Origin of the sequence: Nonomuraea lactucae, from assembly GCF_003313395.1 — a bacterium.
Lineage (GTDB): Bacteria > Actinomycetota > Actinomycetes > Streptosporangiales > Streptosporangiaceae > Nonomuraea > Nonomuraea lactucae.
Genome location: NZ_QNFZ01000986.1, coordinates 1 through 11,813, shown reverse-complemented (window position 1 = coordinate 11,813; position 11,813 = coordinate 1). Strand labels below are relative to the sequence as shown.

The following is an 11,813-nucleotide window of genomic DNA, read 5'->3' as shown; positions in this document are numbered from 1 at the left end:
GATCGCCGGAGCGGCGGGCGGCGGCCCCACCGGCCGCCCCTGCCCGGCGTCGGCCGGCGACGACCAGGGCGCGCTCTCCCCGGCGCAGGAGAGGGTGGTGGCCCTCACCCTCTCCCAGCCGCCGAACACCGGCTACAACATCCCGGTCCTGTTCGAGCTGCGCGGGGAGCTCGACGAGGAACGGCTGCGCCTGGCCGTCCGCGAGCTGATGCGGCGGCACGAGTCCCTGCGCACCTGCTTCCGCATCGCCGGCGGCAGGTCGGTGCGCGAGGTGACGGACGTGAGCGACATCCGGATCCTGAGATGTCACGACCTGCGGGAGGCGCTGGCGCCCTTCGAGCTGTCGCGGGCGCCGCTGTTCCGCGTGGCGCTGCTCACGGCCGGCGACGGCCGCCGCCTGCTGTTCGACTTCCACCACAGCATCGTCGACGAAGCCTCCCTCATGGTCGTCTTCGACGACCTGTCGCTCCTCTACAACCAGGCGGAACCGGGGGCGCCGGGCCCGCCGTACCAGAGCTTCGCCGCCGCCCAGCTCGCGCGGAAGGCGTCGCCGGAGTACGCGCGGCGGCTGGCGCGCTGGAGCGAGGAGCTGCGGGCACGGGACCTGGAGGCGCTGCGGCTGCCGTACGACCGCGACGCGCCGCGCAGGCCGACGTTCGCGGGCGACGTGGTCCGCGCCGGGCTGCGGGAGGAGCTCGCGGACCGGATCGGGCGGATGTGCCGGGAGCAGGACGTCACGCCGTTCGTGTTCTTCCTGGCGGTGTTCGGGCTGCTGCTGTACCGCTACACGGGGCAGCGGCGGGTCGCCATCGGCGCGCCCGTGTCCCAGCGGACCCCGGTCCACCACCGTACGGTGGGACTCTTCCTGAACCCCGTGCCGTTCGTCGTCGAGGTCGACCCGGACCGCCCCTTCGCCGAGCTGCTGGGGGACGTGCGCGCGAGCGTGGCCGGGGACCTCGCCGACTCCGTCGTCCAGTTCGAGGACCTGGCGCGGCGGCTGCGCGTCGACCGGCAGTACGGGGAGAACCCGCTGTTCAGCGTGGCGATCGCGATGCTGCACGGCGGCGGCCCCCGGCTCGCGTTCGACGGCGTCCAGGCCGGGCGGCTGGACGCGCACAACGGCGCGGCCAAGTTCGCGCTCACCCTGGAGGTGGACCTCGAACGGAGCGACCCGCGGATCGCGATCGAGTACGCGGTGGAGCGGTTCCGGCGCGACACCGTCGAACGCATGACGGCGAACCTCGTGGGCCTGCTGGCGTCGGTCTGCTCCCAGCCCCGGACGCCCGTCCGTGACGTCGCGCTGCTCAGCCCGGCCGAACGCGACACGGTGCTGGCGTGGGGGCGCGGCGAGTCCCACCGCGCCGAGGACCGGGCCGCCGAGCACGGGGACGCCGGACACGGGGACGCCGGACACGGGGACGCCGGACACGGGGACGCCGGACACGGGGACGCCGGGCACCGGGACCGGGACGGCGGCACCGTCGCCTCGCTGTTCGAGCACCAGGCGGCCATGCGGCCGGCCGGGGTCGCCCTCGTGCTCGGCGACCGCTCCCTCACCTACGGGGAGCTCAACGCGGAGGCCAACCGGCTGGCACGGCGGCTGCGCGCGGTCGTGTCGCCCGGCGACGTCGTCGCGGTCGCCTGCGGGCGGTCCATCGCCGCGATCGTCGGCATGCTCGCCGCGCACAAGGCGGGCGCGGCGCATCTGCCGATCGACCCGCGCACGCCCGAGGCGCGGATCCGGCAGTTGCTGGCCGACAGCGGAGCGAGCGCGGTGATCGTCAACGAGGCCGCCGAGGCATTCGCGGGCACGACGATCGTCGACGACGCCGCCGAGGCGTTCGCGGGGGCGGTGATCGACCTCGCGACGGAGGATCTCTCCCGGCTCTCCCCGCTCGACATGGAGCGGGTCGACAACCCGACCGGCGGCGCCTACGTGCTCTACACCTCCGGCACGACCGGCCGGCCGAACGGTGTGCTGGTGAGCCAGCGGGGCCTGGTCCGGCTCGTCCGCGAGGCGGGGGCGAAGTTCCGCGTCACCCCGTCCGACGTGTGGACCCTCTTCCACAGCCTGAACTTCGACGTGTCCGTCTGGGAGATCTTCGGCTCGCTGCTCCACGGCTCGACCCTGGTGATCGTTCCGGAGGACGTCGCCGTCGACGCGCGGCGGCTCCTGGCGCTGCTGGACAAGGAGAAGGTGACGGTGCTCTGCCAGACGCCCAGCGCCTTCTACCTTCTCGCCGACGAGGCGCTGCGGGACGCGGCGGGCCTGTCCCTGCGGCTGGTGATCCTTGGAGGCGAAGCGATCAAGCTGCGCCGGCTGGCGGACTGGCACGCGCGCCACGGTGGGTCCGTCGACCTGTACAACGGCTACGGCACCACCGAGACCACCGTCTACACCACGTACAAGCGCTTCGAGCAGCGCGACTTCGACACCGGGGTGGCGTACCTGGGGAGTCCCGTCGGCGGCTCCTACGTGTACGTCCTCGACCAGGACCGGCAGCCCTGCCCGATCGGGGTCGTCGGCGAGATCTACATCGGCGGCACCGGGGTGACGGGCGGCTACCTCCAGCGGCCGGAGCTGACCCGCGGCCGGTTCGTCCGGGATCCCCTGGATCCGGGCCGAACCGTGTACCGCACGGGCGATCTGGCCCGCTGGCTGCCCGGCGGCGAGCTGGAGTATCTGGCGCGGCGCGACCACCAGGTGAAGGTGCGCGGCCACCGCGTCGAACCGGCCGAGATCGAGCACCACATGACAGGCGTCCCTGGCGTGCTGGACGCCGTCGTGACGGCGCGCGAGGACGGGGGCGGCGTGCGGCTGACCGGCTACTACACCGCCGTGCCGGGCCTGGACCGGGCGGAGGTCCGCCGGCACCTGGAGGAACATCTCCCCCGCTACATGGTGCCCGCGGTACTCGTCCGGATCCCCGAGATGCCGCTGACCCGCAACGGCAAGATCGACCGTACGGCGCTTCCGGATCCGGCGGTCACGCCGGACGGAGAGGCGGGCCGCCCCGAGGCGGAGCTCGTCCGCGAGACGTGGGCGCACGTGCTCGGCGTGCCCGCGCGGAGCATCTCGGCGACCGACAGCTTCTTCGACGTGGGCGGCGACTCGATCGGCGCGAACATCGTGGTGAGCATCCTGGCGGGCAAGGGGTTCGCGCTGGAGGTCGTGGACGTCTTCGAGCACCCCACCGTGGCGGAGCTGAGCGCGCTGCTGGCCCGCCAGGCGCCCGCCGCGCGGCGCGAGAGCCGCCGTGAGCGGCTGCTGAGCGAGCTGAGCAGCCTCGTGGCCGACTATGACGACGACGAGCTCGAAAGCCTGAAGTCCGCCCTGCGCCGCGGGACGTCCATCGCGCCGCGCGTGCGCCACCCGGTCCGGCCGTACAACGAGGTGTTCCTGAAGGACTGCACCCATCAGGCCCTGGCGGCGGTCATGGCGTTCTACGGCCGCGATCCGGCGCTGCTGGCGGCGAACCTGTGCCCGACCTACGAGCTCGACGCCGGGAACCGGGCGGGAGTCGGCGTGCGCCACGCGTACGTCTCGGCCCTGCCGACCGAGGAGCTGCTGCGCCGGGCGGGGGTGGCACTGGAGACGGCGACCTCCTGGGCCGATCCCTGCGAGCACCTGGCGGCGGGCGCCCTGGTGATCGTCAAGGTCGACTGCTACCACCTGGAGAGCCGCCCGCACTTCCACGGCACCAGGCACGCACCGGACACCTTCCTGCTCTTCGGCTACGACCTGGCCGAGCGCCGGTTCGACATCGTCGAGAACAACTCCCTCGAATCCGGCCTCTACCGCACGGGGACGATCGGATTCGACGTCCTGCGCGCCGCGCACGAGGGCTTCCGCGAGCTGTTCGACCCCGCGCGGAGTCTCGTGGTCGCCTCCCGGGGCGAGGAGACGGGCGGGCTGGAGCCCGCGCGGCTCGCCCGCGACGGGATGCGGGCGGCGGACGGGGAGGCGGCCGCGGCGCTCGACCGGCTGGACGCCGCACTCCCCCGCGTCCTCCGCGACCGGGAGGAGTGCCGGAGGCGGCTGCCCCACCTGCACTTCCTGACCGGGGAGATCCTCCAGGGCCGGCGGCTGGAGGCGTTCCGGCTCCGCGCGATCCTGCGCGACGGGCCGGCGGCCGCGTCCGTGGAGGAGACCGTCGCGGATCTCGAACACGTCGTCAACGTATTGACCAAGATGAAGCTGGCGGACTCCTACGCCGCGGACAGCGTTCCCGGCCTGGTGGTCAGGCTCGGCGAAGTCCTGAGACGCGAGCGGGCCCACCTCGCCCTGCGCGTACGGCTGCGAGGCGGTCCGGATGCGTAGGGTCGCGCTCGTGAACATGCCCTTCGCGGGCCTGCACATCCCCTCCCTGGCCCTCACCCAGCTGAAGGCGGTGCTCGAACGCGACCTTCCCGGCGAGGTGCGCGTCGACGTCCACTACCTGAACCACGACGTGGCGCGGGCGATCGGCGCCGATGTCTACGCCGCGCTGAGCGACGACGGCGTGACGACGGTCACCGGCCTGACCGACTGGCTGTTCCGCCGCGCGGCCTTCCCCGACCTCGCGGACAACGCCGGCGCCTACCTGCGGCGCTATTGGCACTCGCTGGGGCGCGCCGGCCGCGTCGGAGCACGCCTAGACGAGCTGCTCTCGCTCCGCGAGCTCCTCGACGGGCTCCTCGACGAGCTGGTGGAGCGCCATGCGCTGGACGAGTACGACCTGGTCGGCTTCACGGCGATGTTCGACCAGACGGCGGCCTCGATCGCGATGGCGAGACGGCTGAAGTCGCGCTCGCCGGGGACGGTCACCGTCATCGGCGGCGCCGGCTGCGAGCTGTCGGCCGGCCGCGTCCTGGCGCGGAACGTGCCGGCCTTCGACTTCGTGTTCTCCGGACCGGCGCTCAGGTCGTTCCCGGCCTTCGTCCGCCGTCTCCTCCTCGACGACCTCGACGCCTGCCACGAGATCCGCGGGGTCTACTCCAGCCGCAACGTCGAGCGGCTCGGCGCGACGCTGGGAGCCGAGGAGGACCTCGATGTCCGGCTGCCGCTCGACTACGACGGTTTCCTCGCCTCGCTCCGCGCCAACTGCCCGGACGTCCGCCCCGAGCTGCTGTTCGAGACGTCTCGCGGCTGCTGGTGGGGAGAGCGGTCCCACTGCACGTTCTGCGGCCTGAACGGCACCACGATGAAGTTCCGCTCGATGGCGGGCGGGCAGGCCCTCGCCCAGTTCGAGGAGCTGTTCGCCCGGTATCCCGAGGTGTCCAGGTTCTTCGCCGTGGACAACATCCTCGACCCGGCGTACTTCGCGAGCGTGCTCCCGTTCATGCGCGCCCCCGCGGGCGCGAGCGTCTTCTACGAGATGCGGGTCCTGTCCAGCGCCGAGCGCCTGAAGCAGCTCGCCGCCGCCGGGGTCACCCGCGTCCAGCCCGGCATCGAGGCGCTCGCGACCTCGGTGCTGACGCTCATGGGCAAGGGCACCACCGCGTTCACCAACATCGACTTCCTGAAGAACGCAAGGGACGCCGGTGTGGAGGTGGACTGGAACCTGCTCATCGGGTTCCCGGGCGAGGACGCGGCGGTCTACGCGAAGTATCTGCGGGACATCCCCCTCCTGCTCCACCTGCCGCCGCCCGGGGCGACGTTCCCGGTGCGCTTCGACCGCTACAGCCCCTATCACCAGCACCCGGCGCGGTTCGGCCTGGAGCTGCGCCCGGCTGACTTCTACGAGCTGGTCTTCCCTTTCGCCGAGCCGGACCGCACGGAGTTCGCCTACTTCTTCGCCGACCACAACCACCGCGGCGGCTACGCGTTGAACCTCGCGCGGTGGCGGCGGCGCGTGGAGAGCGCGGTGGAGCACTGGATCGCGCGGTGGACGCGGCGCGACGGCGGTCTCGCGCCCGTGCTCCGCCTCGCCGGACGGGAGCACGTGCTGGACTCGCGCGGGGGCACGTGGGTCGGGCACGAGGTCTCGCCGCTCGGGGCCGCCCTGCTGGAGGCGCTGGAGCGGCCGATGGGAGTGGAACGGGCGAGCGGGCACCTGGGCGAACCGGAGGGCGCGATCGGGAAGGAGATCGAGCGGCTCGCCGGGCAGGGCCTGCTGTTCGAGGAGGACGGCAAGTTCCTCAACCTGGTCACGCTGGAGGCGTCATGAGCGAGCCGGTCCGCTACTTCCCCAGGGTCGCCGGTGAGGCCGCCGCGTCGCGGAGCCGTACGGTGCCGCCTGGGCCGATCGCGCTCTACGTGCACATCCCTTTCTGCGACCGGCGCTGCCACTTCTGCGACTTCGCGGTCGTCGCCGGCCGCCGGCGGGGCGACTCGCTCGTGGACGCGTACGTGGCCGCGCTCAAGCGGGAGATGGCGCACTTCCGCGACCAGCTCCGCGAGGCGCGGGTCGAGACCCTCCAGATCGGGGGCGGCACCCCGACCTTCCTGAGCGCGCGGGCCCTCGATGACCTGCTGAGCTTCGTGCTCGACGAGTTCGGCTGCGGCGCGGTCAGGGAGATCGTCGTCGAGGGCTACCCCTCGTCGATCACCGCGGAGAAGCTGGAGGTGCTCCAGCGGTTCCCGGCGCTGCGGCTGAACGTCGGGGTCCAGACCTTCCGGGACGACCTCCTTGACGGCGTGGGCCGCGGCCACAGCGGCGCCGACGCGCGGGAGGCCCTCGCCGCGGCCGGCGCCTCCGGGATCCGGGACGTGGGCGCCGACATCATCCTGGGCCTGCCGGGCAGCGACGTGGCCACCGTCGTCGCGGACCTGGAGGCGCTGTCGGAGGCGGGGGTCGACCACATCGCCCTCTACCCGCTCTGGGTGTACGAGGGGACCGCGCTGGACAGGCTGGTGCGTCGCGGCCGGGTGGCGGCGGCTCCGGCGCCACAGCACAGGGAGCAGCTCGCCGCCGGCATGGAGGTGCTCCGGGCATGCGGCTACGAGCGCTACTCGGCGTTCCACTACGCGCGCGGCGCCGCGGGCGGGCATCTCTACGGACAGTGGCAGATGCTGGCCAACGACTGGATCGGCTTCGGGATGTCGGCCATGAGCAGCATCGGCGGCACGCTCTGGTTCAACGACCGCAGCGTCAACGCCTACCTCGCCGCCATGGCGGCCGGCCGCTGGGACGGCGAGCGGGCGCGGCCCCTGTCCGACGCCGGGCACATGAGGTTCGCGTTCATGTACGGCCTGCGCCTCAGGGAGTTTCCGGCGGCCACGTTCGCCCGGCGGTTCGGCAGGCAGGCCGGCGAGGTCTTCGCCGGCCCGATCCGGTCCATGGCACGCCGGGGCTGGGTGGAGGAGAGCGGCGAGTCGATCGCCCTGACCCTCGACGGCATTCTCGCCCTCGGCGAGATCGAGGAGGAGGTTCGATGAGCGGAGTCGACCTGGGGCTCTTCGTCCCGCCCCTGCACCCTCCGGAGAGGAGTCCGGCGCAGTGCTGGGACGACGATCTCCGGCTGCTCGTGCACGCGGACCGCCTCGGCCTGGCGGAGGCCTGGATCGGGGAGCACTACTGCATCCGGTGGGAGAACCTGCCCGCGCCCGAGCTCCTGATCGCCAAGGCGCTGGGGCTGACCGAGCGGATCCGGCTGGGATCGGGCGTGCACGTCCTGGCCCACCACCACCCGGCCGTCATGGCGCACAAGATCGCCGCCCTGGACCACCTGTCCCACGGCCGTCTCATGCTGGGCATCGGGGCGGGCGGAACGCCGTCCGACTTCGCGATGACCGGCATCGACGCCCGCGCGAACGAGCACCGGCGGCGCATGGCCGAATCGGTGGAGATGATGCTCGCCCTGTGGGGCTCGACGGAGCCGGACACGCTGAAGGGCGAGTTCTGGGACCTGACCATCCCGGCTCCCAACCGGAAGACGGGCTGGGAGTACCATTTGCGCCCCTATCAGCGTCCGCATCCGCCGATAGCCGTGGCGGGGACCTCGCCCGCTTCCGGGACGCTGAGATGGGGAGCGGGCAAGGGGTTCATTCCCATCTCGGTGGACGCGGGCGCGGAGCTCGCCCGATCCCACTGGAGCACCGTGCTGGCCGGCGCCGCCGCCTCCGGCAGGGCCGCGAGCAGGAGCGACTGGCGGATCGCACGGGTCGTCTACGTCGCCGAGTCCGACGACCAGGCGAGAAGCGAGTTCCTGGAAAGCGCGATGCCGCGCGCTTTCATGGACTATTTCCGGCGTGTCCTGGCCCTGTTCGGCGGGCTGGCCGAGCTCAAGCACGACCATGCGATGCCCGACAGCGCGATCGACGTCTCCTATGCCCTGGACCATCTGTGGATGGTGGGCGGCGTCGCCACAGTCACCGACAAGATCCGGAAATTCTACGAAGAGGTGGGCGGGTTCGGCACCCTCCTCATGTCGCAGTTCGACACCGGCCCGCACCCCGGCCGGTTCCTGACCTCGATGTCCCTCATGCGGGAGGAGGTCGTACCCAGGCTGGCCGACCTGCGGCCGGCCGGCGAGTAGACGGAGAAACGAATCCGGAAGGAAGGCAATGAGGACGCAGAACATCTTCGGCAAGCGTGACTCCGCCCTGGTCGACGTCCTGGTGGAGAACAGGCACATCAAGATCGAGCGGATCATCGCGAAGGGCCAGGTCTCTCCGGACGGCGTCGTCTGCGAGCAGCCGGCCTTCGACGCTCTCATCCTGCTGCGCGGGGAGCTCACGCTGGAGTACGAGAACGAGGCCGGCAAGGTCTCCCTGAAGCCCGGCGACGTCATCACCACCGAGCCGGGTCAGGCCAACCGGGTCGACCACACCAGCCGGGCCGGGGAGACGGTCTGGGTGAAGTTCTCCTTCCAGGGCCCGCTGGAGGAAGGCGGCCGTCCCGGTCCGAACCTCTTCGAGCGCAAGGACCGGCGGTTCAAGAGCATCTTCCCCGAGACCCCGGCGGTGCTGCCCCTGGTCGAGACGCCCGACGTGCGCATCGACAGCATCGTCACCCGGGGCGAGCGGTCCGGCAAGGATGTCGATCTCGTCCAGCGTGACAACGGGTGCCTGCTGCTGCTCAAGGGGCAGGCCGTGGTCAGCGTCGGCGGCGAGAAGGGGAGGATGGCGCCCGGCGACTACGTGATCATCGGCCCGGAGACCGAGAGAAGCGTGGAGTGGACCAGCCCCGACGAGGAGACCGTGTGGGTCGTCGCGGGCTTCAGCGGCGAGCTGGGCAAGGACCGCTACCCGCTGTTCACCGGCTACTGAGCCGGGTGGCGACCCCGGTGGCGACCCCAGAGGGGAGCGCAGTGGGGACCGCAGTGGGGACCGCTGCGGCGGAGCAGCCGGCGGGTGTCTTCACGCGCCCTCCGTACAGCACGGACGGCGCGTGGAAACGCACGGTCTTCCGCGACCTCATCGTCTCGCTGACCGAGCACCACCGCGCGGGCTGCCCGCCGTACCGGCGCGTGCTCGACGCCATGCGTTTCACGCCCGGCCCGGAGGTCGAGCTGGAGGAGGTGCCGTTCCTTCCGGCAGGGCTCTTCAAGCGGCTCACGCTGGTCAGCGTGCCGCGGTCCGAGCGCGACCGGGTGCTCACCTCCTCCGGCACCGGCGGGAGGAACGTGTCGAGAGTCGTCCTGGACAGGACGACGGCGCTGCTCCAGATGCGCGCGCTGGCGACCATAGTCACCGGCGTCCTGGGCACGAGCCGGCTGCCCCTGCTGGTCGTGGACTGTCCACGGGTCACGGAGATCCCGGGCCGCGCGGTCGCCGTCCTGGGGTTCTCGATGTTCGGCTCGGGCCGGACGTTCGCCCTCACCGACGACCTGCGGCCCGACCTCGCGGCGATCAACGCCTTCCTGGACCGCACGGCGGGAGGTCCCTTCCTGGTCTTCGGCATGACGTCGATCATCTGGCGGCATCTCCTGACCCCCCTGCGGGAGCGTGGGACCCGGCTGGACCTCGCCGGGGCCACCGTGATCCACGGCGGCGGGTGGAAGAGCCTGGCCGGTGTCGGCGACGGGGACTTCAGGAAGGCGGCACTGGAGCTGACCGGCGCGCGCCGGGTGATCGACTACTACGGGATGGCGGAGCAGGCCGGCTCGGTCTTCCTGCAGTGCCCAGAGGGGTTCCTGCACTGCAGCACCTTCTCCGAGGTGTTCACGCGGCGGCCACGGGACTTCCTGCCCTGCGCGTACGGCGAGCCGGGGATCCTGCAGACCCTGTCCGTGCTGCCCAGGTCGTATCCGGGGCACAGCCTGCTGACCGAGGACGAGGGTGTGGTGTTCGGCGAGGACGACTGCCGGTGCGGCAGGCGCGGCAGGTACTTCGTGGTGACCCGCCGCCTGCCCGCGGCCGAGGCGAAGGGGTGCGGCGATGTCCGGTGACGGTTTTCCGGCGGCTGCCGGGCTCCGGCTGATCGTGGGCGGCCTTCCGGGAGGGGGCCTGCCCGCGCGCCCGGTCTTCCACGAGGAGGTCGTCGGGTTCCTCGACGCGCTCTCCGGGGCGCTGCTGGAGGGGGACGTCCGGCGGCACCCCGACGTGACGGCGTTCGCGCTCTGGTGCCGTCGCGCCGCGGTGGAGACGTGGCGGGCGAGGTTCGGCGATGGGACCCGCTGTCTCGGCAGGGGCCTGGTGTTCCACGTCTGCCCGGCGAACGTCCCGCTCGTGTTCGCCTACAGCCTGGCGGCGGGGCTGCTCGCGGGGAACGCGAACGTCGTCCGCCTGCCCTCGCGCGAGTTCCCCGAGGTCGCCCACCTGTGCGAAAGGCTGGGCGAGCTGCTCGCCTCGCCCGAGCACCGCGCCCTGTCCGGCTACGTGACGTGCGTGCGTTACGAGGCGGACGCGGCGGAGTGCACGCGGGCGCTCAGCGACCGGTGTGACGTCAGGGTGGTCTGGGGCGGTGACGACACGGTCGCCGCGGTCAGGGCGGTCCCGCTCCCGGCGGGGGCGCAGGAGCTCGTCTTCCCCGACCGCCGGTCACTGGCCGTCGTCGACGCCGGCGCGTGGCTCGCCTGCCGCGACCGGACACGGCACGTCCGCGGCTTCCACACCGACGGCTACGCGGCCGGTCAGCGGGCCTGCTCCTCCCCGCTCCTCGTGGTGTGGCTGGGGGACGAGGTGGAGGAGGCCCGCGCGAGCTTCTGGAGCCTGCTGGGCGAACTCGTCGCGGCCGGGCGGCAGGGGGCGTCGGTCGACGCGGTCAGGGGTCTGGAGTACGCCTGCTCCCTTGCCGCGCGCGGCCGGGCGTCGGCGGTGAGCCCGAGGCGCGACGGCATCGGCAGGGTGTGGTGCGACGAGCCGGCGCCGGATCTGCTGGACCGGCATCCGGGTGGCGGCGTGTTCGTGGAGACCCGGGTGAAGCGGCTGGCGGACATCGTCCCGCTGCTCGACCGGAAGGTGCAGACGCTCTCCTACTTCGGTGTCCCCCCGGATGAGCTCGCGGACCTGCTGCTGGACGCCGGGCCGCGCGGGGTCTGCCGGGTGGTGCCCCTGGGCCGCGCGCTGGACTTCAGCCTGATCTGGGACGGGCACGACCTGATCCGGGCGCTGTCGCGCCGAATCGACGTCGTTCCGGAGGTGAACGTGCGATGAGAGCCTTCTCGACGGGCTCGCCGGACGCGATCGCGATCGAGCACCGGGGCGAGGCCATCACCTATCGGGCGCTCGAAGGCGCCGCATCGCTGGTGCGGGACCGGCTGCGGGACGCGGGGATCGGTGCGGGCGCGCACGTCGGCGTGCTCGTCGCCGACCGGGCCCTCGTCGTCGCGTCCCTCCTCGGGATCCTGGCCCACGGCGGCGTCTTCGTGCCGCTCGACCCGGCGCACCCGGCGCGGCACCTGGCGGACCTCGCCCGCGCGGCCGGCCTGGCCTGCCTGATCATCGA

Annotated in this window: 8 protein-coding genes; all 8 read left to right on the top strand. The window is 72.5% G+C overall.

Annotation, left to right across the window (positions count from 1 at the left end; genetic code table 11):
• Position 1 precedes the first annotated feature (1 nt).
• A complete protein-coding gene (locus tag DQW85_RS35220; protein ID WP_275888285.1) occupies positions 2–4,321 on the top strand; it encodes a non-ribosomal peptide synthetase in 4,320 nt (1,439 codons plus the stop codon).
• A gap of 10 nt (positions 4,322–4,331) precedes the next feature.
• Positions 4,332–6,149 carry a RiPP maturation radical SAM C-methyltransferase gene (locus DQW85_RS35215; protein ID WP_162795633.1) on the top strand — a complete coding sequence of 606 codons (1,818 nt, stop codon included), beginning with the start codon at positions 4,332–4,334 and terminating at the stop codon, positions 6,147–6,149.
• Complete coding sequence (locus tag DQW85_RS35210; protein ID WP_113704078.1) at positions 6,146–7,360, top strand: coproporphyrinogen-III oxidase family protein; 1,215 nt, start codon at positions 6,146–6,148, stop codon at positions 7,358–7,360. The genes DQW85_RS35215 and DQW85_RS35210 overlap by 4 nt, the downstream gene beginning before the upstream one ends.
• Positions 7,357–8,460: an LLM class flavin-dependent oxidoreductase gene (locus DQW85_RS35205; protein ID WP_113704077.1), complete on the top strand. Its 1,104-nt coding sequence runs from the start codon at positions 7,357–7,359 to the stop codon at positions 8,458–8,460. Before DQW85_RS35210 ends, DQW85_RS35205 begins: the two co-directional genes overlap by 4 nt.
• A 28-nt stretch (positions 8,461–8,488) precedes the next feature.
• Complete coding sequence (locus tag DQW85_RS45070; protein WP_162795632.1) at positions 8,489–9,193, top strand: cupin domain-containing protein; 705 nt, start codon at positions 8,489–8,491, stop codon at positions 9,191–9,193.
• 41 nt (positions 9,194–9,234) lie between these two features.
• On the top strand, positions 9,235–10,314 hold the full coding sequence (locus DQW85_RS35200) for a LuxE/PaaK family acyltransferase (RefSeq protein WP_162795631.1): 1,080 nt from the start codon (positions 9,235–9,237) through the stop codon (positions 10,312–10,314).
• Positions 10,304–11,521 carry an acyl-CoA reductase gene (locus tag DQW85_RS35195; protein WP_113704075.1) on the top strand — a complete coding sequence of 406 codons (1,218 nt, stop codon included), beginning with the start codon at positions 10,304–10,306 and terminating at the stop codon, positions 11,519–11,521. The genes DQW85_RS35200 and DQW85_RS35195 overlap by 11 nt, the downstream gene beginning before the upstream one ends.
• Positions 11,518–11,813, top strand: a 296-nt coding sequence (locus DQW85_RS35190; protein ID WP_162795630.1) for an AMP-binding protein, incomplete at its 3' end; no start/stop codon positions are given. The genes DQW85_RS35195 and DQW85_RS35190, both read left to right, overlap by 4 nt.

What these genes read in the sequence shown, in the direction of transcription:
- DQW85_RS35210 (WP_113704078.1), top strand. Translation starts at nt 6,146, where the DNA reads ATGAGCGAGCCGGTCCGCTACTTCCCCAGGGTCGCCGGTGAGGCCGCC.
- DQW85_RS35205 (WP_113704077.1), top strand. Translation starts at nt 7,357, where the DNA reads ATGAGCGGAGTCGACCTGGGGCTCTTCGTCCCGCCCCTGCACCCTCCG.
- DQW85_RS45070 (WP_162795632.1), top strand. Translation starts at nt 8,489, where the DNA reads ATGAGGACGCAGAACATCTTCGGCAAGCGTGACTCCGCCCTGGTCGAC.
- DQW85_RS35195 (WP_113704075.1), top strand. Translation starts at nt 10,304, where the DNA reads ATGTCCGGTGACGGTTTTCCGGCGGCTGCCGGGCTCCGGCTGATCGTG.